The organism is Thermomonas haemolytica (genome assembly GCF_004346265.1).
GTDB classification, from domain to species: Bacteria; Pseudomonadota; Gammaproteobacteria; order Xanthomonadales; family Xanthomonadaceae; genus Thermomonas; species Thermomonas haemolytica.
This window is the reverse complement of record NZ_SMAP01000005.1, coordinates 66,789-89,533: the sequence shown is the minus strand read 5'-3', so window position 1 is coordinate 89,533 and position 22,745 is coordinate 66,789. Positions and strand designations below refer to the sequence as shown.

The 22,745-nt window shown below is 72.2% G+C and carries 23 protein-coding genes; 12 read left to right on the top strand and 11 right to left on the bottom strand.

The window, feature by feature from the left end:
• Positions 1–29: 29 nt before the first annotated feature.
• Positions 30–368: a hypothetical protein gene (locus tag EDC34_RS07835; protein WP_114959949.1), complete on the top strand. Its 339-nt coding sequence runs from the start codon at positions 30–32 to the stop codon at positions 366–368.
• A 16-nt stretch (positions 369–384) separates the two neighbouring features.
• Positions 385–1,092 carry a Dph6-related ATP pyrophosphatase gene (locus EDC34_RS07830; RefSeq protein WP_114959948.1) on the top strand — a complete coding sequence of 236 codons (708 nt, stop codon included), beginning with the start codon at positions 385–387 and terminating at the stop codon, positions 1,090–1,092.
• A 68-nt stretch (positions 1,093–1,160) separates the two neighbouring features.
• Here the strand turns inward: EDC34_RS07830 and ppc are convergent, their stop codons facing one another.
• From ppc to yihA, 3 genes are all read right to left on the bottom strand, one after another.
• Positions 1,161–3,881 carry a phosphoenolpyruvate carboxylase gene (gene ppc / locus EDC34_RS07825; RefSeq protein WP_114959947.1) on the bottom strand — a complete coding sequence of 907 codons (2,721 nt, stop codon included), beginning with the start codon at positions 3,879–3,881 and terminating at the stop codon, positions 1,161–1,163.
• Between the two features lie 58 nt (positions 3,882–3,939).
• Positions 3,940–5,304, bottom strand: coding sequence for a glutamate--cysteine ligase (locus EDC34_RS07820; protein WP_114959946.1), 1,365 nt, complete (start codon positions 5,302–5,304; stop codon positions 3,940–3,942).
• A gap of 127 nt (positions 5,305–5,431) precedes the next feature.
• A complete protein-coding gene (yihA, locus tag EDC34_RS07815) occupies positions 5,432–6,043 on the bottom strand; it encodes a ribosome biogenesis GTP-binding protein YihA/YsxC (RefSeq protein WP_114960035.1) in 612 nt (203 codons plus the stop codon).
• Between the two features lie 154 nt (positions 6,044–6,197).
• Between yihA and EDC34_RS07810 the strand changes: the two genes are divergently transcribed.
• From EDC34_RS07810 to EDC34_RS07795, 4 genes are all read left to right on the top strand, one after another.
• Positions 6,198–6,932 carry a c-type cytochrome gene (locus EDC34_RS07810; RefSeq protein ID WP_114959945.1) on the top strand — a complete coding sequence of 245 codons (735 nt, stop codon included), beginning with the start codon at positions 6,198–6,200 and terminating at the stop codon, positions 6,930–6,932.
• A gap of 77 nt (positions 6,933–7,009) precedes the next feature.
• Complete coding sequence (locus EDC34_RS07805; RefSeq protein WP_114959944.1) at positions 7,010–7,708, top strand: thiol:disulfide interchange protein DsbA/DsbL; 699 nt, start codon at positions 7,010–7,012, stop codon at positions 7,706–7,708.
• Between the two features lie 11 nt (positions 7,709–7,719).
• Entirely contained in the window at positions 7,720–8,574 is an 855-nt protein-coding gene (locus tag EDC34_RS07800; protein WP_114959943.1) for a thiol:disulfide interchange protein DsbA/DsbL, read from the top strand.
• A gap of 14 nt (positions 8,575–8,588) precedes the next feature.
• Positions 8,589–9,347 carry an endonuclease/exonuclease/phosphatase family protein gene (locus EDC34_RS07795; protein ID WP_114959942.1) on the top strand — a complete coding sequence of 253 codons (759 nt, stop codon included), beginning with the start codon at positions 8,589–8,591 and terminating at the stop codon, positions 9,345–9,347.
• Here EDC34_RS07795 and EDC34_RS07790 read toward each other — a convergent pair whose 3' ends face one another.
• Positions 9,348–10,190, bottom strand: a complete 843-nt coding sequence (locus tag EDC34_RS07790) for a sulfite exporter TauE/SafE family protein (RefSeq protein ID WP_240311078.1) — start codon at positions 10,188–10,190, stop codon at positions 9,348–9,350.
• Positions 10,191–10,209: 19 nt separating this feature from the next.
• Here EDC34_RS07790 and EDC34_RS07785 point away from each other — a divergent pair, with 19 nt between their 5' ends.
• Positions 10,210–12,288 carry a lytic transglycosylase domain-containing protein gene (locus EDC34_RS07785; RefSeq protein ID WP_114959941.1) on the top strand — a complete coding sequence of 693 codons (2,079 nt, stop codon included), beginning with the start codon at positions 10,210–10,212 and terminating at the stop codon, positions 12,286–12,288.
• A complete protein-coding gene (locus tag EDC34_RS07780) occupies positions 12,285–13,553 on the top strand; it encodes a multifunctional CCA addition/repair protein (protein WP_114959940.1) in 1,269 nt (422 codons plus the stop codon). The genes EDC34_RS07785 and EDC34_RS07780 overlap by 4 nt, the downstream gene beginning before the upstream one ends.
• Here the strand turns inward: EDC34_RS07780 and EDC34_RS07775 are convergent.
• The 6 genes from EDC34_RS07775 to tsaD all read right to left on the bottom strand — a co-directional run bounded on the left by EDC34_RS07775 (position 13,533) and on the right by tsaD (position 17,832).
• Positions 13,533–13,877 (bottom strand): VanZ family protein, encoded by a 345-nt coding sequence (locus EDC34_RS07775; RefSeq protein ID WP_240311083.1) that lies wholly within the window; start codon positions 13,875–13,877, stop codon positions 13,533–13,535. The genes EDC34_RS07780 and EDC34_RS07775 overlap by 21 nt on opposite strands.
• A 71-nt stretch (positions 13,878–13,948) precedes the next feature.
• Entirely contained in the window at positions 13,949–15,139 is a 1,191-nt protein-coding gene (locus tag EDC34_RS07770) for a class I SAM-dependent methyltransferase (protein ID WP_114959938.1), read from the bottom strand.
• Positions 15,139–15,654 carry a 6-pyruvoyl trahydropterin synthase family protein gene (locus EDC34_RS07765; RefSeq protein WP_205388052.1) on the bottom strand — a complete coding sequence of 172 codons (516 nt, stop codon included), beginning with the start codon at positions 15,652–15,654 and terminating at the stop codon, positions 15,139–15,141. Before EDC34_RS07765 ends, EDC34_RS07770 begins: the two co-directional genes overlap by 1 nt.
• Positions 15,651–16,355 carry an SDR family oxidoreductase gene (locus EDC34_RS07760; RefSeq protein ID WP_114959937.1) on the bottom strand — a complete coding sequence of 235 codons (705 nt, stop codon included), beginning with the start codon at positions 16,353–16,355 and terminating at the stop codon, positions 15,651–15,653. Before EDC34_RS07760 ends, EDC34_RS07765 begins: the two co-directional genes overlap by 4 nt.
• On the bottom strand, positions 16,352–16,714 hold the full coding sequence (folB, locus tag EDC34_RS07755; protein WP_114959936.1) for a dihydroneopterin aldolase: 363 nt from the start codon (positions 16,712–16,714) through the stop codon (positions 16,352–16,354). Before folB ends, EDC34_RS07760 begins: the two co-directional genes overlap by 4 nt.
• 92 nt (positions 16,715–16,806) lie before the next feature.
• Complete coding sequence (tsaD, locus tag EDC34_RS07750; protein ID WP_114959935.1) at positions 16,807–17,832, bottom strand: tRNA (adenosine(37)-N6)-threonylcarbamoyltransferase complex transferase subunit TsaD; 1,026 nt, start codon at positions 17,830–17,832, stop codon at positions 16,807–16,809.
• Between the two features lie 90 nt (positions 17,833–17,922).
• On the opposite strand from tsaD, the gene rpsU reads away from it, so the two are divergent.
• The 4 genes from rpsU (at position 17,923) to dnaG (ending at position 21,284) form a co-directional block, all read left to right on the top strand.
• Positions 17,923–18,138: a 30S ribosomal protein S21 gene (rpsU, locus tag EDC34_RS07745; protein WP_031371286.1), complete on the top strand. Its 216-nt coding sequence runs from the start codon at positions 17,923–17,925 to the stop codon at positions 18,136–18,138.
• Between the two features lie 112 nt (positions 18,139–18,250).
• A complete protein-coding gene (locus EDC34_RS07740) occupies positions 18,251–18,697 on the top strand; it encodes a GatB/YqeY domain-containing protein (protein WP_114959934.1) in 447 nt (148 codons plus the stop codon).
• Positions 18,698–18,898: 201 nt separating this feature from the next.
• Entirely contained in the window at positions 18,899–19,396 is a 498-nt protein-coding gene (locus tag EDC34_RS07735) for a GNAT family N-acetyltransferase (protein ID WP_114959933.1), read from the top strand.
• 154 nt (positions 19,397–19,550) lie between these two features.
• Entirely contained in the window at positions 19,551–21,284 is a 1,734-nt protein-coding gene (gene dnaG / locus EDC34_RS07730; RefSeq protein ID WP_114959932.1) for a DNA primase, read from the top strand.
• A gap of 9 nt (positions 21,285–21,293) precedes the next feature.
• On the opposite strand, the gene EDC34_RS07725 is transcribed toward dnaG, so the two are convergent.
• Positions 21,294–22,628 (bottom strand): NTP/NDP exchange transporter, encoded by a 1,335-nt coding sequence (locus EDC34_RS07725; RefSeq protein ID WP_114959931.1) that lies wholly within the window; start codon positions 22,626–22,628, stop codon positions 21,294–21,296.
• Between the last annotated feature and the right edge of the window lie 117 nt (positions 22,629–22,745).

Here is a 22,745-nt window from a genome sequence, read left to right as displayed (position 1 = left end):
GCCAACAGTCTGACCCACGCGAGACCCCGATGCGCTACCACATCCGCCTGCCCGATCCGTCCATCGCCCGTGGCAACACCCCCGGTCTTGCCTTCCAGTCGCACGGCGCCGACGGCTTCGCGGAGGAACTGCAGCACGCACTGCGCACCCGCGACCTGTTCGAGCGCTGGAGCGCGCAGCTGGACGACCCCGAGGATGCCGATCCCGCGCTGGGCGCCACCGACCCGGCGGCCACGGTCAGCGGCGAGCAGCACGACCTGCACATCGACCTGACGGTGGACACCGTGCTGCCCTCGGCCCTGTTGCGCCAGCGCATGCACCTGCTGGCCGGCGACCACTGGCAGCTGCGCGACGTCACCGCGGCCTGACCGCGCGCACCCCGCCATGACGCCCGCCTTGCTGTCGTGGAGCGGCGGCAAGGACGCCGCTTGGGCCCTGCACGCGCTGCGCCAGGCCGGCGAGGTCGAGGTGGTCGGCCTGCTGACCACCCTCACCGAAGGCTACGACCGCGTCTCGATGCAGGGCATCCGCCGCGAGGTCCTGCACGCGCAGGCGCGCGCCGCGGGATTGCCGGTGATCGAGGCCTGGATCCCGCAGGCGGCCGACAACGCGCGCTACGAGGCGAGCTTCGCGGACGCGCTGGCACGCGCGCGGACGCGCTGGCCGGGGATCATGCATATCGCCTTCGGCGACCTGTTCCTGGCCGACATCCGCGCCTGGCGCGAGGGGCTATGCGCGCGGCTGGGCTGGACGCCGCTGTTCCCGCTGTTCGGCAGCGACACCACCGAGCTTGCGCGGGCGATGCAGGCCGGCGGCCTGCGCGCACACCTATGCTGCGTGGACACCCGGCAGCTCGACGCCAGCTTCGCGGGGCGCGCGTTCGACGCCACATTGCTGCAGGCGCTGCCGGCCGCCATCGACCCCTGCGGCGAACACGGCGAGTTCCACACCTGCGTGGAGGCCGGCCCGATGTTCGCCACCCCGCTGGCGCTGGCGCGTGGCGACACCGTGCTGCGCGATGGCCGCTTCGCCTACACCGATTTCCTGCTCGCCGCGGACGGCCCGCCTGCCGACGATCCGCCGCAGGCCTGACGCTTCACGTGGACGGGCGGCGCGCCCGTTCGTGGTGAGCCTGTCGAACCACGAACGGGCCGGCGCGCTCAGCCGGTGTTCTGGATGCCCGCCGCGATCCCGTTGACGGTGGAGACCAGCGCGCGCAGCAGCGCCTCGTCGCTGCGGCCGCCTTCGCGCCAGCGCCGCAGCAGGTCCACCTGCAACAGGCTGATCGGGTCCACGTAAGGATTGCGCAGGCGGATCGACAGCCGCAGCCGGTAGTCGTCGGCCAGCAGGCCACTGCGCTGCTTGAGCGCCGGGATCGCCGCGCGCACGCGCGCGAATTCGGCGGCGATGCCGGGGAAGAAGGCCTCGTGCAGCGGGCCGGCCAGGCGCGAATAGCGCTCGAAGATCGCCAGATCCGACTTCGCCAGCAGCATCTCCACGTCGTCGATCATCGCGGCGAAGAACGGCCAGTCGCGGGTCATCGCCGCCATCGCGTCCAGCCCGTGGGTGTCGATCCCACGCTGCAGCGCGGTGCCCAGGCCGTACCAGCCGGTCAGGCCGGAGCGGTTCTGCGCCCAGGCGAACACCCACGGGATCGCGCGCAGGTTGGCGATGCTGCCGTCGCGCCGGCGCGACGGGCGCGAGCCGATGTGCAGTTGCTCGATCACGTCGATCGGGGTGGCGGCGCGGAAATACGCGGGGAAATCGGGATGCGCGTGCACCAGCGCGCGGTAGTGCGCGCGCGCATCGGCGGCCAGCGCGTCGGCCATGGCGCGCCAGCCGGGCTCGCGCGGCTCCGGCGCGCGCGGCCGCAGCGAGGCGCGCAGCACCGCGCCGGCCATCTGCTCGAGGTTGCGCAGCGCCAGCGCGCGGATGCCGTACTTGCGGTGAATCACCTCGCCCTGCTCGGTCAGGCGGAAATAGCCATCCACCGAACCGCGCGGCGCGGCCACGATCGCGCGCCCGGTCTTGCCACCACCGCGGCTGACCGACCCCCCGCGGCCGTGGAAGAACGCCAGCCGCACGCCGGCCTCACGCGCCACCTCCAGCAGCTCCACCTGCGCACGCTGCAGCGCCCAGCGCGAGGCGAGCAGGCCACCGTCCTTGGCGCTGTCGGAATAGCCCAGCATCACCATCTGGTGGTCGCCGCGCGCGGCCAGGTGGCGGCGGTAGGCGGGGTCCGCGAACAGCGCGCGCATCACCCCGGCCGCCGCCTGCAAATCGCCCACGGTCTCGAACAGCGGCGCCACGTCCAGCGGCACCTCGCCGTCCTCCACGCAGCCGGCGATGCGCGCCAGCACCAGCACCGCCAGCGCGTCCGCGGCGCTGCGGCTCATGCTGATGATGTAGGGCCCGATCGCCTGCGCGCCGAACCGCCGCCGCGCCTGCCCGGCCGCGGCGAACGCTGCGAGGGTGGCCGCCGCCTCCGGGGCCGCCGGCTGCGCCACCGGCGCGCCATCGAGCAGCGCATGCAGGCGCGCCACCCGCGCCTCCACCGCCTGCTCGGCCCAGTCCGGTGCCTCCAGCAACGCGGCCAGCGCGGCATCGTGCACGGCCGAATCCTGGCGCAGGTCGAGGGTGGCGAGGTGGAAGCCGAAGCACTCCACGCGGCGCATGATCCGCCGCACCGCGAAGCGCCCGGCATGCTCGCCGCGGTGGTGCGCCAGGCTGACGTCGATCGCGGCGAGGTCCTCCAGCAGCACCTGCGGCCCGGGATAGCCGCGCACCGCATCGTTGGCCGCGGTGGCGCGCAGGCGCGCGCGCATCGCCTCCAGCAGCTGACGGTAGGGCATGTCCGCGTGCCGCGGATCGGGGTCCAGCGCCTCGCCCAGCAGCGCCTGCGCGGCCGCGATGCGGGCCTCCACCTCGGGTTCCACCGCAACCCGGTCGCGGGTCTGGGTGAGCAGCATCGCCAGCCGCCCGAGGTCGGCGCGGTAGTTCCCCAGCACCTGTGCGCGCTGCGCCTCCAGCGCGGCCAGCACGGTGTCGGCGCCGATGTTGGGGTTGCCGTCCATGTCGCCGCCCACCCAGGTGCCGAAGCGCAGCAGCGGCGGCAGCGGCAGCGGGCGGCCGTAGGCGCGGGTGATCGCCGCGTCCAGGGTTTCGTGGAACACCGGCAGCACCCGGTACAGCACCTCGCCCAGGTAGAAGCCGACGTGCTCGCGCTCGTCGGCCACGCTGGGCCGCGCCGGCGGCGCGTCCGAGGTCTGCCAGGCCGCGGTCAGCGCGAAGCGGATGCGCTCCAGCCCGCTGGCGCGCTCGGCCGGCGTGAGCTGGCGGTCGATGTCGGCCACCAGCCGGCGCACCACCTCGCGCTCCTTCTCCAGCAGCACCCGCCGCACCGCCTCGGTGGGATGCGCGGTGAACACCGGCTCGATCCGCAGCCGCGCCAGCAGCGCGTCCAGCGCCTGCAGCGGCACCCCGTCCGCCTGCAGCGCCAGCAGCTCCGCCTCCAGCCCGCCCGGCTGCGGCGCCCCGCCCTGGCGCTGGTAATCGCGCCGGCGGCGGATGCGGTGCACGCGCTCGGCCAGGTTGGTGGCGCCGAAATAGGCCGAGAACGCGCGCACCAGCGCGTCCGCCTCGGCCAGCGGCACCCCGGCCAGGCGCTCGGCCAGTTCCGCGACCGGCGCGTCCTGCTCGCGCCGGCGGATCGCCAGCCGGCGGATCTCCTCCACCTCGCGCAGGAACCCGGGCCCGCACTGCTCGGCCAGGATCTCGCCGACCAGCGCGCCGAGGGTGCGCACGTCCTCGCGCAGCAGGTAGTCGGTGGGCGCGAAGTCCAGCTCTTCGCGCAGCGGCTCGTTCCCGGATTCGTCGTGCATGGTGCCAAGGGTAGCGACCACCGGGTGATCGCGGCGTGGTGGCGTGCGCAGGAGCCCTTCAGTACGCGAACTCGCGGAACACCGGGTCCACGCTGCCCTGCCAGGGGCCGTGGAACAGCTCCAGCTTGCGCTGCGCCGGGGTCTGGCCGGATTCGGCGATCTCCAGCAGCGGCGTGAGGAAACCGGTCTCGTCGGCGCCGCAGGCATCCGCGCGGGCGCGCCGGCGCAGGCCGTCCAGCGCGATCTTCAGCGCCTCGCGCGCCAGGTCGCGCACGCTTCCGTTGCGGAAGGGCAGATCCAGCGCATGCCGCGGCACGCCGTCGCGCAGGGCGTGGCGCTCGGCCAGGGTGAAATCCTTGACCAGGTCCCAGGCCGCATCCAGCGCGGCATCGTCGTACAGCAACCCCACCCAGAACGCCGGCAGCGCGCAGATGCGGTTCCACGGGCCGCTGTCGGCGCCGCGCATCTCCAGGTATTTCTTCAGCCGCACCTCGGGGAAGGCGGTGGTCATGTGGTCGTTCCAGTCGCGCAGGGTCGGTAGCGCGCCCGGCAGCGCGGGCAGGCGCCCGACCAGGAAGTCGCGGAAGCTCTGCCCGCTGGCGTCGTGGTATATGCCGTCGCGATGGCTGAAGTACATCGGCACATCGAGCAGGTAGTCGACGTAGCGCTCGTAGCCGAAGCCGTCCTCGAACACGAAGTCGAGCATGCCGGTGCGGTCCGGGTCGGTGTCGGTCCAGATGTGCGAGCGGTAGCTCTGGTAGCCGTTGGGCTTGCCTTCGGTAAACGGCGAATCGGCGAACAGCGCGGTGGCGATGGGTTGCAGTGCCAGCGACACCCGGAACTTCTTCACCATGTCCGCTTCGCTGGCGTAGTCCAGGTTGACCTGCACCGTGCAGGTGCGGGTCATCATGTCCAGGCCGAGGCGGCCGACCTTGGGCATGTAGGCCTTCATGATCTGGTAGCGCCCCTTCGGCATCCACGGCATGTCTTCGCGCCGCCATTTGGGTTGAAAGCCCATGCCGAGGAAGCCGAGCTGCAACTCGTCGGCGACCTCGCGCACCTCGCGCAGGTGGGTGCCGACTTCCTTGCAGGTCTGGTGCAGGGTTTCCAGCGGGGCACCGGACAGTTCCAGCTGACCGGCCGGCTCCAGCGTCACCGAGGCGCCCTCGCGCGCGAGCGCGATCACGCGCCCGTTCTCGGCGTACGGCTGCCAGCCGAAGCGGGTCAGGCCCGTCAGCAGCGCCTCGATGCCGCGCTCGCCGTCGAACGCCGGCGGCCGCAGGTCGTCCAGGCGGAAGCCGAACTTCTCGTGCTCGGTGCCGATGCGCCAGGCCGCGCGCGGCTTCTCGCCGGAAGCCAGCACCTCCACCAGCTGGCGGTGGTCGGTGATCGGGGCGTCGCTGGCGGTGCTGGGTCCGGACATCGGCGTGGCCTGTCGAAACGGTGGGGCAGGATAGCCGGCCGCGCGCATCCGGCGCAGCCGCGAAGGAGCGGCATCTGTGTTCCGCGGGCGTACGCAATCGCCGCGCGGCGGGCAGGCGATGCCGGGCTTACAGCTCCAGCCAGCCGGCGACGGTGGCGCGCAGTTCGTCCACGCCCTGCCGGGATTCGGCCGAGAACAGCTGCACGCTGACGCTGTCGGCGAACGCCCGCGCCAGTTCCGCGCGCACCGCCTGCAGGGTGTTGCCGGCGGCGCCGCGGCCGAGCTTGTCGGCCTTGGTCAGCAGCGCGTGCGCCGGCAGCCCGCGGCGCATGGCATAGCCCAGCATCTGGCGGTCGTAATCCTTCAGCGGATGGCGCACGTCCATCACCACCACCAGCCCGCGCAGCGCGAACCGGCTGGCGAAATAGGCATCGATGAACGCCTGCCAGTGCGCCTGCAGGTCCTGCGGCACCTTGGCATAGCCGTAGCCGGGCAGGTCCACCAGGTATTTGTCCGGATGCGGCGGGATTCCGAAGAACACCAGCTGCTGGGTGCGGCCTGGGGTCTTGGACACCCGCGCCAGCGCGTTCTGCTGGCACAGGGCATTCAGCGCGGAGGACTTGCCGGCGTTCGAGCGGCCGGCGAAGGCGACTTCGAACCCGCCGTCGGCGGGCAGCTGGCGCAGGGTATGCGCGGCCAGCGAATACTGGGCGCGGGCGAACGGATTGGGGACGGCCATCGGCATAGGATCGCACGCCCAGGCCTGCCCCGCCCGTCGTCTGGCCGTGGCCTGGCCGCGCCGTGGGCGCGGTTTGACCGTCCCCGCCGGCCCCACCATAATCGGGCGGATAAGGCGATTCACGCCCGCATCCAACTGTCCAGTGGAGTTCCGCATGCGTCCTGCCCACGCCCTTGCCGGCATTGCCTGCCTTGCCATCGCCGCGATCGCCTATGCGCAAAGCACGCCGGTGGCCGCGCCCGACAATGCCCCGGTGCAGGCCGCACCGCTGGACGAGAAGCCGGCCACCTGGGGCGATGCCAAGGCCGGGCAGGCCAAGGCCGGGGTGTGCGCCGCCTGCCACGGCATGGACGGCAACGCCATGCAGCAGAACGCCCCGCGCATCGCCGGCATGCCCGAGCGCTACATCGCAGAGCAGCTCGAGCTATTCAAGACCGGTCAACGCACCAGCGGCCTGGCCGGGGTGATGATGCCGTTCGCCAGCCTGCTCAGCGCGCAGGACATGCGCGACGTCGGTGCCTGGTTCGCCGAACAGAAAGCCGGCGCTGGCGTGGCCGACGACACCGTGATCGCGGATGGCCCGAACAAGGGCATGAAGTTCTACCAGGTCGGCGAGCGCCTGTTCCGCGACGGCGACGCGAGCCGCGGCATTCCCGCCTGCATGGCCTGCCACGGGCCGGCAGGCAGCGGTAATCCGGGTCCGGCCTACCCGGCCCTGCACGGCCAGGACGCCACCTACGTGGCGCGCCGTCTGGAGGAGTACCGCGCCGGCACCAGCAGCTACAAGAATCCGGCCCACTTCCAGCTGATGGCGATGGTCAGCAAGCCGCTGACCGACGAGGAGATCCAGTCCCTGGCCAGCTACGTGCAGGGCCTGCACGCCCGCTGAGCGTGCCGCTTCACCCTGGGTTGGCCCCGGCCGCGGCATCCTCGCGCGGCCGTCCCCACCGCCGGAGCCTTCTGACCATGCGGACCCTGCTGCTGTCGCTTGTCTTGCTGTTGCCGCTGCTGGCTGCGCCCGCGCGCGCGCAGGCGCCCCTGCCGGGGCTGACCGAAGGCGTGCAATACCGCACCCTGGACAACGGCCAGCCGTACCAGGCGCTGCCGCCGGGGATGGTCGAGGTGGCCGAGGTCTTCGCCTACACCTGCCCGCACTGCGCGCACTTCGCGCCGATGCTGGAGGCCTGGGAAAAGCAGCTGCCGGCGCATGCGCGGGTGGTGCTGGTGCCGTGGGTCTCCGACCGCAACGACCCGTGGGCGCGCATCTATTTCGCGGCGCGCAAGGCGCGCGCGCTGAGCGTGCTGCACCCGCGCCTGTTCGCGGCGATCCACGAGACCGGCGAGTTGCCGCGCAACGCCGACGCCGCGCAGATCCTTGCCTTCGCCAGCCGGGTGAAGGGCGTTGACGTGGCCGCCCTCAAGGCCGCGCTGCAGGACGAGCCGGCGCAGCTGGACGCGTTGCGCAATGCATTCGAGTTCGAGCGCCGCACCGAAGTCGAGGGCACGCCCACCCTGATCGTCGCCGGTCGCTACCAGATCCTCGGCAACAGCTACCAGAATCTGCTCGACAACGCCCGCCGGGTGGTCGATGCCCTGGCCCCGGCGCGCCCCGCGCCGGCCAGGCCCGCCGCCCCCGCCGGCAAGCCTTCCTCCCCCCGCCACTGACCGACACCGCCATGACCGCCCTGCGCCACGCCCTGCTCCTGATCGCCCTGCTGCCGCTGGCCGCCTGCAAGAACGACGCACCGGCACCCGCCACAGATGCAAGTGCCGCCAGCACGACCAGCGCGCCCGCCGCCGCCAAGGCCGTCAGCGCCGAGGACCCGCAGCGCAAGGCGCAGGCCGAGGCCGCGTGGAAGGCCGCCGAGGAGGCCGCCGCCAAGGCGGCGCCGCCGGTGGAGGGCGTGGACTACGTGGTGATCCCGAACGGCCAGCCGTTCGACACCCCGCCCGGCAAGGTCGAGGTGGTGGAGTTCTTCGGCTACGTCTGCCCGTTCTGCGCGATGGTGCAGCCCACCGTCACCGCGATGAAGGCCAAGCTGCCGGCCGATGTCCACTTCGTGTACGTGCCGGCCGCGTTCGGTTCGATGTGGGACAACTACGCCAAGGCGTTCTACGCCGCGCAGGCGATGGGGATCGAGGACAAGACCCACGACGCCCTGTTCCGCGCCATCCACGTCGACCAGACCCTGAAGGGCGAGCGCGGCATGGACACCCCGGAAGAGATCGCCGCGTTCTACGGCAACTACGGCGTCGATCCGCGCCAGTTCCTCAGCAGCATGCAGAGCTTCGCGGTGGCCACCAAGGTCAACCGCGCGCGCGCCTACATGCAGGCCGCGTTCGCCAACGGCGACCAGATGGGCACCCCCACCTTCCTGATCGACGGCAAGTACCGGGTGAAGGGCAAGACCGTGGACGACATGTTCCGGATCATGAACCAGCTGATCGTGGCCGAGCGCGCCAAGCTGGCCACGACCGCGCCGGCCGCCGCCGCGCCCGCCGAGGCCCCCGCGGACGCGCCGAAGCCCTGATCCCGGCGCGCCCCATGGCCACCCGCCGGCTGCGCCTGCTGAGCGCCAACATCCAGGCCGGCTCCAGCACCCGCGGCTACCGCGACTACGTGGCGCGCAGCTGGTCGCACGTGCTGCCGGCCGGCAACAAGCGCGGCGCGCTGGACAGCATCGCGGCGCTGGCAGGCCAGCATGACATCGTGGGCCTGCAGGAGGCCGATCCCGGCAGCCTGCGCTCGGGCTTCACCAACCAGACCCACTATCTGGCCGAGCGCGCCGGCTTCGCCTACTGGAGCCACCAGCCGAACCGCCGCGTCGGCGGCGTGGCCTCCAGCGCCAACGGCCTGCTGAGCCGGCTGCAGCCGATGCGGGTGGAGGACCACCCGCTGCCGGGACGGGTCAAGGGCCGCGGCGTGCTGCTGGCCCGCTTCGGCCAGGGCGAGGACGGCCTGGCGGTGGCCATCGCCCACCTGTCGCTGGGCGCGCAGTCGCGGCGCGCGCAGCTGGACTTCATCGCCGACTTGCTGGCGAACGCCCCGCACGCGGTGCTGATGGGCGATTTCAACTGCGACCCCGACCGCCCCGAGATGCAGCTGCTCTACCGCAAGACCCGTCTGCAGCCGCCGGCGCAGCGTCTGCCCACGTTTCCCGCGTGGCGGCCGCAGCGCGCGATCGACCATATGCTGGTGACCCCGGCGCTGCCGGTGGCGGCGATGCAGGCGCTGCCGGCCGCGCAGTCCGACCATCTGGCGGTGTCGATGGCGCTGGACGTGCCCGAGGCGGCGCTGCGCTGATCAGCGCAACGCGCTATAGGCGAACCCCGCGCCGACCAGCAGCAGGAATCCGGCGAACACCCGCTTCAGCGCCTGCCCGCTCAGGGCATGCGCCAGCCGGGTGCCGTACGGCGCCGCCAGCACCGAGGTGACCGCCACCCCCAGCGCCGCCGGCAGGTACACGTAGCCCACCGCGCCAGCCAGCGGCAGCGCGCCCGCTGGCGCCTGCAGCGCATAGCCCAGCGCGCTGGCCAGGCCGATGAAGATGCCGCAAGCGGACGAGGTGCCCACCGCGCGCACCGGGGCTACCCCGCGCCAGACCAGCAGCGGCACGGTCAGGCTGCCGCCGCCGATGCCGACCACCGCCGACACCCCGCCGATGCCGATGCCCGCCAGGCTGTAGCCGGGCCCGCGCGGCACGCGCCCGCTCGCGCCGGCAGGGGCCGGCGGCGAGGCCAGCAGTTGCACCGCCACCAACGCGCAATAGGCGGCCACGCACCAGCGCAGCACGTCGCCGTCCAGCGCGATCGCGAAGCGGCTGCCCAGCCAGCCGCCCAGCAGCACGCCCGGCACCATCCACGCCACCGTCGGCCACAGCACGCTGCCGCGGCGGTGGTGCGCGCGCGCCGAGGCCGCCGCGGTCAGCACGATGCTGGCCAGCGAACTGGCCAGCGCCGCATGCATGGCGGCGCCGGCGGATACGCCCTGCAGCGGCAGCAGCCACGCCAGCGCGCCCACCAGCACCAGCCCGCCGCCGATGCCCAGCAATCCGGCCAGCACGCCGGCCAGCGCACCCAGCGCCAGGTAGATCGGGAAAAACGCCATCGCGAAGTCCATGCCGTGCACGCCGGGGAGTTCATGCATGCTCGGCTATAGTCGATCCATGCTCAAGCGCGCCTGCCTCCTGCTGCTTTCGATCCCGCTGCTGGGCGCCCTTGCCTGCCCTGCTCGCGCGCAGGTACAGGCGGCGGCCACGCCGCTGCTGCAGCGCCCGCCGGTACAGATTCCCGCGCCCGACCCGGCGCTGAAGGCGGCGCTGGACGCCACTCGCCGCGGCGGCTTGGACGATCTGGTGCTGGCCGGCTTCAGCGGCCAGCCGCTGGCCGGCTGGCTGGAATTCGCCGCGCTGCGGGCGCGCTTCGACAGCCTTCCGCCAGCGCGCGGCGCGGCCTTCCTCGCCGCGCATAAAGGCGAGCCGGTGGCCGCCGCCTTCCGCGCCGAGTGGCTGCCGGCGCTGGCGCGGCGCAACGAATGGCCGGCCTTTCTCGAAGCCTGGTCCAGCGCGATCGACGACCCGGCGCTGCGCTGCCTGCGCCTGCAGGCGCTGATGGCGATGGACCGGGTGGATGCCGCCTGGACCACCGAGGCGCAGGCGCTGTGGCGCAGCAGCGGCGCCTCGCTGCCGGCGCAGTGCGATGCCCCGTTCGCGCTGCTGGCGGCGCGGGGCGGGCTGCCCGACGCGCTGCGCTGGGAACGCTTCGACAAGGCCGCGGATGCCGCCCAGGGCGCGGTGATGCGCAGCATCGCGCGCGGCTTTGCCAACCCCGCCGATGCCGCCCAGGCGCAGGCGTGGGCGGCCTATCTCGATGCGCCCGGCGGCGACGTGTCGGCGTGGCCGAAGAACGCGCGCAGCCGGCTGGTCGCGGCGGCGGCGCTGGCGAAGCTGGCCAAGTCCAACCCCGACCGCGCCGAGGCCCTGCTGCCCGGCGTGGCGCAGGCGCTGGGCTTCGGCGAGGCCGAGCTGGGGCGGGTGCGCTACCAGGTCGCGCTGTGGACGGTGGCGTCCTACCTGCCGGACGCGGCGCGCCGGCTGGCGGCGGTGCCGGAGTCCGCCTACGACGACAGCCTGCGCGAATGGCGGGTGCGCGAGGCGCTGGCGCGCGCCGACTGGCCGGCCGCGCTGGATGCCATCGCACGCATGCCGGAAGCGCAGCGCAACGACAGCCGCTGGCTGTACTTCGCCGCGCGCCTGCGTGAGCTCACCGGCGATGTCGCCGGCGCCCGCGCGCTGTACGCGCAGGCGGCGCAGAAGGCCGACTTCCACGGCTTTCTCGCCGCCGACCGCCTGGACCTGCCGTATGCGCTGTGCCCGCGCACGCTGGAGGCGCCACTGGCGGCAAAGCAGGCGCTGGCGCGCGATCCTGGCCTGGTGCGCGCGATCCAGCTGTTCCAGCTGGACCGCCGCGGCTGGGCCGGGCGCGAATGGAATGCCGCGGTGGCGCGCCTGGACCCCATCCAGCGCCAGCTGGCGGTGGAACTGGCGCAGGACAACGGCTGGTTCGACCGCGGCGTGTTCGGGCTGGTGAACGTGGGCGGCAAGCGCTACCCCGACGAGCAGCAGCTCTACCTGCTGCGCTTCCCGCTGCACCACGCCGAGCGCATCCGCCGCGAGGCCGCGCGCAACGGCCTGGATCCGGCCTGGGTCGCCGCCGAGATCCGTGCCGAGAGCGTGTTCGACCCGCGCGCGCGCTCGTCGGCCGACGCACGTGGCCTGATGCAGGTGCTGCCCGCCACCGGCGCGGCGATCGCAAAGTCGCTGGGGCTGGGGTGGAAGGGCGGCGACGACCTCTACGACCCCGACACCAACATCGCCATCGGCAGCGCCTACCTGCGCCAACTGCTGGACCGCTACGGCGGCCAGCCGTACCGTGCGATCGCCGGCTACAACGCCGGGCCGGCGCCGCTGGCACGCTGGCTGGCGCAGCGGCCGACGCTCGATCCGGATTTCTGGATCGAGACCATCGGCTACAAGGAGACCCGCGACTACGTCGCCCGCGTGCTCAGCTTCAGCACGCTCTACGACTGGCGCTTGAGCGGCGACGCCCTGCGCCTGTCCGACCGCCTGCTGGGCCGCAGCAACGGCCCGCGCAAGGGCTTTACCTGCCCGGCCCCCGCCGCCGCTTCCACCACGCCCGCCGCCGCGCCTGCTCCCCCGGCGCAGGACGCGCGCAAACGCCCATGACCGCCGCAACGCCCGCCCGTCTGCCCGCCCACGTCCGCACCTACCTGGTCGGAGGCGCCGTGCGCGATGCCCTGCTGGGGCTGCCGCCCGGCGACCGCGACTTCGTGGTGGTCGGGGCGACGGTGGCGGACATGCTGGCCGCCGGCTTCCGCCAGGTCGGCCGCGACTTCCCGGTGTTCCTGCATCCCGTCAGCGGCGAGGAATACGCGCTGGCACGCACCGAGCGCAAATCCGGGCGCGGCTACACCGGCTTTGTGGTGCATGCCGACCCATCGGTGACGCTGGAGGACGACCTGCGTCGCCGCGACTTCACCATCAACGCCATCGCCCGCGCCGAAGACGGCACCCTGGTCGATCCCTTCGGCGGCGTGCGCGACCTCGAGGCGCGCGTGCTACGCCACGTGAGCGAGGCCTTCGTCGAGGACCCGCTGCGGGTGCTGCGCGCGGCGCGCTTCATGGCGCGCCTGGCGCCGCTGGGTTTCAGCCTCGCGCCGGAAACCCTGGCGCTGATGCGGCAGATGGCGGCCAGCGGCGAGCTGGCGGCGCTGGTGCCGGAACGGGTCTGGCAGGAACTGGCGAAAGCCCTGCGCAGCGCCGCGCCCGCCGCCTTCCTGCGCACACTGCGCGCAGCCGATGCGCTGCGCGCGGTGCTGCCCGAGGTGGATGCGCTGTACGGGGTGCCGCAGCGCGCGGAGTACCACCCGGAGGTAGATACCGGCCTGCACCAGGAGCTGGTGTGCGACATGGCCGCGCACCTGGCGCCGGGCGACGACCTGGTCGGCTTCGCCGCGCTCTGCCACGACCTCGGCAAGGCATTGACGCCTGCCGACGTGCTGCCGCGCCACCTGATGCACGAGCAGCGCGGGGTCGCGCCCACCAATGCCCTGTGCCAGCGCCTGAAAGTCCCCAACGAGCACCGCGAACTGGCGGTGCTCGCCTGCCGCGAACACCTCAACGTGCACCGCCTGCGCGAACTCAAGCCGGCGACGGTGCACGACCTGATCGCGCGCTGCGACGGCTTTCGCAAGCCGGCCCGGATCGAGCGCCTGGCCACCGTCTGCGAGGCCGACGCGCGCGGCCGCGCCGGGCACGCCGATACCGACTATCCGCAGGCCGCGCTGCTGCGCCGCCTGCATGCCGCGGCGCTGGCAGTGCGCGGCGAAGCCATCGCCGCGCAGGGCGTCACCGGCCCGGCGTTCGGGCAAGCGCTGCGGCGCGCGCGGATCGCGGCGATCGCCGCCGCCTCAGCGCCGGAACAGGCGTGAATCCAGCCACAGCAGGGCATCGCGCAGCGGCGTGAACGCTGTGGCCAGCCCCACCAGCACGCCCAACGTGTTCGCCAGCGCATCCAAGCGGTCCATGGTCCGCCCCAGCCCCATCGCGCCCTGCAGGAACTCGATGGCGATCCCCATCAGCACCAGCAACACGCACACCACCGCCCACGAACGCCGGCGCGCGAACACCTGCACCGCGCCGGCCGCGAGCAGGGCATAGGCGGTCAGGTGCTCGGTCTTGTCGCTCACCTTCAGGTCCGGAAGGTCGCGGCCCGGCACCAGCGAGGCGACCACCACCAGTGCGATCGCCAGCATCCACAGCCCGGCCCACAGCCACGGGCGCCGGAACGGCTTCAGCGAGCGCCCAACGCGGTAGGGCGCGCGGTTCACAGGCGGTGGCTCAGGTCGCCGAGCAGGAACGCCGCGTCCAGCTCCACCCCGCGCTGGAAGCCGATCGCCTGGAAGCGCTCGCCCATCTCGCTGGGCAGCGTCAGCCGCTTGGCCTGCTGGCGCAGGTTGTGCCGCGCCACCTCGTCGGCGGTGCGCGCCTCGGCCTCCTCCAGGTGCGCCTGCAGGCGGTTGCCGAGCAGGAAACTGGCCTGCGAGCAGTAGCCGGAGAACTCGAAGCCGGCTCCCACGCCGGCCTCGGCCAGCGCGGTGAAATCCACCGAGGCGGTGATGTCCTGCAGCCCCGGCCAGGCGAATACGTCCTCCACCAGGTGGTGCTGGCGGAACGCACGCAGGGTGCCGTCGCTGCGCTCGGGCAGGTAGTACTCGCTGCGCGCATAGCCGTAGTCGATGAACAGCAGCGCGCCGTTGCGCAATCCGCCGACCACCGCCTGCAGCCAGTACGGCAGCTGCGCCAGCGCCTCGCTGCGGTAGCCGTCCGGCAGCGGCGTGGGCAGCCGCGCCTGCAGGCGCGCCACCGCCGCCGCCAGCAGTGGGTCGGCCGCCTGCTCGGCGCGCACGAAGCGGCCCTCGCCATCCAGCGCCACGCACTCCTCCAGCACATCGCCACCGCGTAGGACGAAGCGCGGCGTCGGCAGTGCGTCGATCACCTCGTTGGCGAACAGCACCCCGTCCCACGGCTGCTGGATCGGGCCGTCCAGCCATTCCACCCGCGCGAACAGCGCCGCCGGCAGCCGCGCCTGCAGGCGCTCGCGCTGGCGCTGGCGCAGGTCGGCGCTGGGCTCGAGGATGGCGTAGCGCGCCGGTAGGGCACCGCTGGCCTGCAACTGCTCCAGGCAGGCCTCGGCGAATGCGCCGCTGCCGCCGCCCACTTCCATGAACACCGCGCCCTTGCCGGCCTGGCGCAGCGCCGGGGCCAGTGCGTCGGCCACGCAGGCCGAGAACAGCGCCGAATGCTCGGGCGCAGTGATGAAGTCGCCGCCCGGGCCGAACTTGCGCGCACCCGCGCTGTAGTAGCCCAGCCCCGGCGCGTACAGCGCCAGCTCCATGAACTTCCAGAACGGGATGCGGCCGCCGGCGGCGATGATCTGCTCCTGGATCACCTCGCGCAGGAGCGCGCTGTGCGCCTGCGCATCGGCGGAGGGCGCGGGCAGGGTCGGGGCCGCCATCAGCCGAGCCTCACCCGGCGCCCGGCGCTCTGGCCGGGGCCGGACAGCACCCGCACCTCGATCGCATCGATGGCGTGCGCGCGCAGCGCCTCGCGGTCCTCGCACAGGCGCTGCAGGAACCAGCCGGCGAATTCCTCCAGGGTCGCGTTCTCGATCGGCAGCAGCAGCACGTCGCCGCGCAGGAACGGGATGCGCTGGCCGTCGAAATGCGCGTACACGTGGTCGCCGTCCTCCTCGATCCTCAGGTACGGCGAGCGCGTGGGCAGGATCGTCCACTCGTTGAGCTCGCGGCACAGCGCGACCACGCGGTCCTTGTACAGGCCGTAGTCGAAGCACATGCCGTTGCCGAGCATGCGCGCCTCGATGTCCACCTCGACCGTGAAGTTGTGGCCGTGCAGGCGCTCGCGCTCGCTGGCCGAGAAGATGGTGAAGTGGCCGGCCGAGAACTTCATGTTCTGCTTGGCCAGGCGGATGGTGACGCGCTCCTGCATCGCGGTGCCTCCCTGCGCGCTCATGCGAAATCGGCCTCGCCGATGTCGCCCCGCTGCGGGCGCATCAGGATGTCCTCGACCACCGTGCGCGGCGACAGCGACCACGCCGTCCACGCCATCTCCGCCACGTCCTCGGGTGGCATCATGCGCTCGGGCGGCAGCGGCACGCCGTCCCACGACGCGGTCAGGGTGGCGCCCGGCAGCAGCGCCACCACGCGCACCCCGTGCGGCTTCATCTCCTCGCGCAGGTTGCGCGAGAAGCCGTACAGCGCGTGCTTGGCGATGCTGTAGGAGCCGCCGTTCGGGTAGGCCGCGACCGACGCCGTGCTGCACACGTTCAGGACCATGCCGCTGCGGCGCTCGATCATCCGCGGCAGCAGCCGCCGGGTCAGGCGGTAGGCGCCGAACAGGTTGGCCTGCAGCATCTCCAGCAGGGCGCCATCATCCTCATCGGCAATGCCGCCCGGGCGGAACGCGCCGGCGTTGTTGACCAGCAGGTCCACGCCGCCGTGGCGCGCCAGCACCTCACGCGCGAGCGCGTCCACCGCCGCGTCATCGCGCATGTCGCAGGCCAGCGTCTCCACCTGCGGCAGCTCGGCGCGCAGCGCCTGCAGCCCCTCGCGGCCGCGCGCGCAGGCGACCACGGTGGCGCCCTCGCGGGCGAAGCGCGCGACGATGGCGCGGCCGATCCCGCGCGAGGCCCCGGTGACCAGTACCACGCTCATGCGGTCGCCCTCCCGCGTTCGATCTCCACGCCCACCGCCGCCGCGTTCGCCAGCGCGCCGGGCTTGGACAGCTTCAGCCAGACCCGGTCGGCCGCGAACTCCTCCAGCACCAGGGCCGCGCAGCGCTCGGCCAGGGTCTCGACCAGGGCAAAACCAGTACCGGCCGCATAGTCGCAGAGGCGGCGCGCCACCGCTTCGTAATCCAGCGCATCCGCCAGCGCATCGCTGGCGGCGGCGGCGCGATTGTCGAAGCGCAGGCGGATGTCCAGCCGCAGCGGCTGCGGCGCGTGGCGCTCGTGCGGATGAACGCCGATCACGGCATCCACGCGCAGGCCTTCGATGAACACGGTATCGGTCATGGGCGGGTTCGCATCGTCCGGGCCACGGGATACCGTGGCGCGGAGGGGATTGGATGCACAGCTTAGCAACCCCGCGCCGGTTCCCCGGCGGCTCACACCGCCGGCAAGGCCGCCATGTCCCAGCGTGGCACCGCGCGGATCGCGGCATCCTCGTGCTGGCCGGCCTCGAGGCGCAGGGCGCCGGCGAAGGCGATCATCGCGCCGTTGTCGGTGCACAGCGCCGGACGCGGGAAGCAGGCGCGGCCGCCGCGCGCCGCGCACATCTCCACCAGCCGCGCGCGCAGGCGCGCATTGGCGCCGACGCCACCGGCCACGATCAAGGTGTCGCAGTCGGTCGCATCCAGCGCCCGCTCACACTTGATCGCCAGCGTGTCCACCACCGCATCCTCGAACCCACGCGCGATGTCGGCGCGGGTCTGTTCGGACTGGTCGCTGCCCTGCCAGGCCAGCAGCACCTGCGTCTTCAGGCCGCTGAAGGAAAAATCCAGCCCGGGGCGGTCGGTCATCGGCCGCGAGAACTTGAACCGGCCGGGCACGCCCTGCTCGGCCAGCTTGGCCAGCTGCGGGCCACCCGGATACGGCAGGCCCATCAGTTTGGCGGTCTTGTCGAACGCCTCGCCGGCCGCATCGTCCAGCGTCTCGCCCAGCAGGCGGTAGCGGCCGATGGCGTCCACCGCCACCAGCTGGGTATGCCCGCCCGAGACCAGCAGCGCCACGAACGGCGGCTGCGGGGCGTCGTCCTCGATCAACGGTGCCAGCAGATGCCCTTCCATGTGATGCACGCCGATGGCCGGAACGTCCAGCGCCCAGGCCAGCGACCGCGCCACCCCCGCGCCCACCAGCAGCGCGCCCACCAGCCCGGGGCCGGCGGTGTAGGCCACGCCATCCAAGTCGGCGGTGGTCAGGCCGGCCTCGGCCAGGGTCTGGCGGATCAGCGGCAGCAGCTTGCGCACGTGGTCGCGGCTGGCCAGCTCCGGCACTACACCGCCGTAGTCGGCGTGCAGGGCGATCTGGCTGTACAGCGCCTGCGCGCGCAGGCCGGCCGCGCCGCCGATGGCGGTGTCGTACACCGCCACCCCGGTTTCGTCGCAGGAGGATTCGATACCCAGGACCTTCATCCGCTTATCTTGCGCCCAAACCCGGCACGCTGCTATCATGCGCGGCTCGCCCACCTGACCGGGCGTACTCTCCAGTCACGAGATTCCCCGATGCCCAGCGTCAAAGTCCGCGAAAACGAACCGTTCGAGTTTGCCCTGCGCCGCTTCAAGCGCACCTGCGAGAAGGCCGGCGTGCTGGCCGAGACCCGCAAGCGCGAGTTCTACGAGAAGCCGACCCAGGAGCGCAAGCGCAAGGCCGCCGCCGCGGTTAAGCGTCAGGCGCGCCGCGCATCGCGCGACGTCACCAAGCGCCAGCGCCTGTACTGAGCGCGGTGGTTGGCTGCGAAAGCCGGCACGCGCGAGCGTGGCCGGCTTTTCGCGTTTGTACCCCACCGATCCATCGCCCGAACCCGCTGACCGTCCCTGCCCGGAGCACACCATGAGCCTCAAGCAACAGCTCACCGACGACATGAAGGCCGCGATGAAGGCCGGCCAGAAGGACCGCCTGGCCGTCATCCGCCTGATCAACGCCGCCATAAAGCAGAAGGAAGTCGACGAGCGCGTGGAGATGACCGACGCGCTGGTGCTGGCGGTGCTGGAGAAGATGGTCAAGCAGCGCAAGGATTCGATCGCCCAGTACGAGGCCGCCGCGCGCGAGGACCTCGCCGCGCAGGAGCGCTACGAGATGGGCGTGATCGAGGCCTACCTGCCGGCCAAGCTGGGCGAGGCCGCCATCCTGGCCGAGATCGACAAGGCCATCGCCGCCACCGGCGCGGCGTCCGCCGCCGACATGGGCAAGCTGATGGGCGTGCTCAAGCCCGCGCTGGCCGGACAGGCCGACATGGGGCTGGTGTCGAAGCTGGTGAAGCAGAAGCTCGCGGGCTGAGCTTTTCGCCTGTCATTTCCGCGGAAGCGGGAATCGCTCTTCGAAAAACAGATTTCGAACATCACATGGCGATATGACCGAGGGGAAGAGCGATCCCCGCCTACGCGGGGATGACGAGCACTGCCGCTTGGGAGCTTCACCTGCTGGCTGCGATCCCTGCCTGCGCGGGAATGAGGCCCCTTGGAGCGCTATCCTGTCCGCATGACCGACGTCCTGATCACGATCCGCCCCGCGACCATCGACGACGTGCCGCTGATCCGCCAGCTCATCGCCGAGCTGGCCGACTACGAGAAACTGGCGCATGCCGCGGTGGCCACCGACGACGACCTGCGCGCGCAGCTGTTCGGCGCGCACCCCGCGGCCGAGGTGCTGATCGGCGAGGTGGACGGCGAGCCGGCCGGCTTCGCCCTGTTCTTCCACAATTTCAGCACCTTCCTCGGCAAGCGAGGGCTGTACCTCGAGGACCTGTACGTGCGCCCGGCCTTCCGCGGTGCCGGGCTGGGCCGGCACCTGATGGCCGCGCTGGCGCGGATCGCCGTGCAGCGCGACTGCGGCCGCTTCGAATGGAGCGTGCTGGACTGGAACCAACCGGCGATCGATTTCTACCGCCGCCTCGGCGCCACCGGCATGGACGAGTGGACCGTGCAGAGGCTGGAAGGCGCGGCCCTGCACGCGCTGGCGGCACGCGACGAACTCTAGCCGGCGGCGCCCGCGCGGCCGCCCTACACTAGCCCGATGGCCCGCATCCCCGACGCCTTCATCGACGAGCGCGCCACCATAGAATCCGCTTGCGAAGCGGGTCGGCGCGCCGCCGCGCGCCTACCGGACACGCATGCAGCAGCAGATCGTAGGCATGGCTCGCATACCTGACGCTTTCATCGACGAGCTCCTGGCCCGCTCCGACATCGTGGAGGTGGTCGGCGCGCGGGTGCCGCTGAAGCGCCAGGGCAAGGAATACGCGGCGCGCTGCCCGTTCCACGACGAGCGCAGCGCCAGCTTCACGGTCTCGCCGACCAAGCAGTTCTACCACTGCTTCGGATGCGGCGCGCACGGCACCGCGATCAGCTTCCTGATGCAGTACGACCGCCTCGAGTTCCTCGACGCGGTGGACGAACTGGCCAAGCGCGTGGGCATGGAGGTGCCGCGCGAGACCCAGCAGCGCAACGCCAACCCCGAGACCCGCGACCTGTACGCCGCGATGGAGGCCGCCGCCGGCTTCTTCCGCGCGCAGCTGGCGCGCAGCGACAAGGCGCGCGCCTACGTGGACAAGCGCGGGATCGCGCCGGAGATCGTCGAGCGCTACGCCATCGGCTATGCGCCGGACAGCTACTCCGGGCTGCGCGATGCGCTGGGCACCGACCCGCGCCGGATGCAGCTGCTGGAGCGCGGCGGGCTGTTCTCGAAGAACGACAAAGGCCACGTCTACGACAAGTTCCGCGACCGGCTGATGTTCCCGATCCACGATCGCCGCGGCCGCACCATTGCCTTCGGCGGCCGCGTGATCGACCCCGAGGATTCGCCGAAATACCTCAACTCGCCGGAAACCGCGCTCTTCCACAAGGGACGCGAGCTGTACGGGCTGTGGCAGGCGCGCCAGGCGAACCCGAAACTGGAACGGCTGATCGTGGTCGAGGGCTACATGGACGTGGTCGCGCTGGCGCAGTACGGCGTATCGCAAGCGGTGGCGACGCTGGGCACCGCCACCACCCCGGACCACGCCGAGCTGCTGTTCCGCAACGCGCCGGACGTGTATTTCTGCTTCGACGGCGACCGTGCCGGCCGCGCGGCGGCCTGGAAGGCGCTGGAATCGGTGCTGCCGCGGATGAAGGACGGGCGGCAGGCGTTCTTCCTGTTCCTGCCCGACGGCGAGGACCCGGATTCGCTGGTGCGCCAGGAAGGCGTGGCCGGCTTCGATGCGCGTTTGCGCGAGGCCACCCCGCTGTCGGAATTCTTCTATGCCTCGCTCTCGGCCGACGTGAACCTGGCCAGCCTGGACGGCAAGGCGCGCTTGGCGGAGCGCTGCAAGCCGCTGCTGGCGCAGATCCCCGACGGCGCGTTCGGCGACCTGATGCGCCAGCGCCTGACCGAGCTCACCGGCGTCGGCGCGCGCACCAGCCCGCCGCAGGCGCACGCGCCCACCCAGCGCGCCAACGCGCAGATGCGCGGCCAGCCGGCGCACAAGCCCAGCCTGGTGCGCAGCGCGATCACCCACCTGCTGCACCGCCCCGGCTTCGCGCTGGAACTGACGCCCCCTTACCGTTTCACCGAATTGCGCCAGCCCGGGATCGACCTGCTGTCGGAACTGGTGCTGCTGGTGCGCGAACGCCCGGACATCACCACCGGCGTGCTGCTGGAGCACTTCGACGGGCGCGACGAGCTGCCGGCGCTGCAGAAACTGGCGCTGCTGGAGCTGCCGGGCGAGGACAAGGACCTGCGCGCCGAGTTCCTCGACGCGATCGCCCAGCTCGAGCGCCTGGTGCTGCAGCAGCGCATCGAGGAATTGCAGCAGCGGCAACGCAGCCAGGGCCTGGACGAGGCCGGGAAGCAGGAACTGCGCGAACTGCTGCAGGCGCGCCTGCAGCGCTGAGCGCTGCGGTCAGTCGCGCGCGGCGGGAAGCCGCCGGGCCTCGCCCACCACCTTGAAGGCACCGAGGGTGAACGCACCGGCCACCAGCAGGCCGGCGCCGAACACCGCCTGCGAGCCGAAGGCCGACAGCAGCTTGTGCACCCACACGAAGGTGAGGTCGCCGCCGCGGTAGATCACGGTATCGATCGCGGCGCCGGCCTTGTAGCGCCACTCGCGCGCCACCCGGGTGTAGATGGTCTCGCGCGCCGGCTTGCCCAGCGAGAACTCGCCGGCGCGGGTCGCCACCTGCACCACCGCCACCAGCAGCGGCAGCGGCGAGGCCGCCAGCGCGGCATAGCCGAGGACGATGGCGAAGGCCGGGATCAGCAGTGCCGGGGCGATCCCGAACCGCGACAGCAGCGCGCGCGTCACCAGCAGCTGCACCAGCAGGGTCAGCCCGTTCACCGCCAGATCGATGCCCGCGTAATAGGCGGTGGCCTGCTGCGGGTCGGGATAGAACTGGCGCACGATCGCCGCCTGCTCGTTGTACAGCAGGGTGCCCACGCCCACGCCGAACACCGTCAGCACCGCCAGCCAGCGCAGCAGCGGCTCGCGCGCCACCAGCCGCAGGCCGGCCAGCACGCTGCCGCCCATCGGCACCTCGCCGCTGACCAGCCGGCGCTGGGCCTCGCGCGCCACCGCGTGCCGGCGCAGGCGCAGCAGGCAGACGATGCACAGCAGCAGGCAGCCGGCCGACACCAGCATCAGGTGGGCGATGCCGATGCGTTCCACCAGCAGCCGGGTGAGGATCGGCCCGAGGATCGCGCCGAGGGTGCCGGCCGCGCCGATGTAGCCGTACACGGCGCGCGCCTCGGCATCGCTGAACACGTCGGCCATGAAGCTCCAGAACACCGCCACCGCGAACAGGTTGAACGCCGTGATCCACAGGAAAAAGGCCATCCCGCGCCCGGGCATGCCGGCATGGAATGCGGCGTAGAACAGCAGCAGGGTGGCGATGAAGAAGCCGTACACCGCCGGCAGGAACACCCGCCGCGGCCAGCGGCTGACCAGCCAGCCGTAGGCCGGCTGCAGCACCAGCATGATCAGGAAGGTGAAGGTGAACAGCACCTGCAGCTGCAGCTCCTTCAGGGCCACGCCGCGCTCGGCGAAGAACGCGATCATCCCCGGCGGGAACAGCGCGGTGACGTCGCTGGACGCCCCCATCGCCTCGCGCACCGGGCGCAGCACGTAGTAGCCGGTGAGCAGGAAGAAGAAGTACAGGAAGGCCCACAGCAGCGGCGGTGACTCGCGCAGGGCGGACTGGAACCGGGCCAGGCGGCCGGAGGCGGTATCGGAATCGGCCATGGGATGGGCAGCAGGACGGCGATGCGCAACGGTAGCCGCCGCGCCGGATGCGCGCCAGCCCCGCGCGCACCCGGCCGCCGAGCAATTGCTCTAGCCGGGGCGCATAGGTTCGAGCCC